This window comes from Pseudomonas sp. 05N434, from assembly GCF_056396965.1.
The window spans coordinates 1-430 of sequence record NZ_JBFTMK010001151.1; the positions used below are offsets into that span (position 1 = coordinate 1).

At 65.7% G+C, this 430-nt stretch carries 1 protein-coding gene; it reads right to left on the minus strand.

The window, feature by feature from the left end; all coding sequences use genetic code 11:
• Nucleotides 1-430: type VI secretion system baseplate subunit TssF (locus tag AC1DLB_RS32180; RefSeq protein WP_477786558.1), on the minus strand; the 430-nt coding region annotated here is incomplete at both ends.

Sequence of the window (430 nt, forward strand, 5' to 3'; positions counted from 1 at the left end):
CAATTGCAAGGCTGCATCGTTGTCGTCGCCATACAGGCGCAGCAGCTCGCGCAGGGCGGCGGCGCCCTGGCCTTGCTCGCTGAGGGACAAGTAATTGAGCGAAAGCTGGCTGATCAACCGCCAGGCCTTGGCGTCGTGGGCATGGCTGGCGCGTGGGCGGCTCGGGCCGGCCAYGCAGCGTACCGCCGCTACCGGTGCGCTGTCGGCCAGGGTGAAGTCGGTCTTGTTGTTGCCCACGCTCATGAACAGCGGCAGGTCGCGGTTGGTGCATAACGCCGTTACGCCCAATTGGCGCAGGTCGTGACGATAGGGCGCCTGCTGGCTGTCCACCAGACTGACGAAGGTTTCGCTGCCGATGTAAGTCGAACGTGGGCCGTTGCGCCGCTGGCCGCTGGAGAGCATGCGGGGTTCGCGCCGCACCGTGTAATAC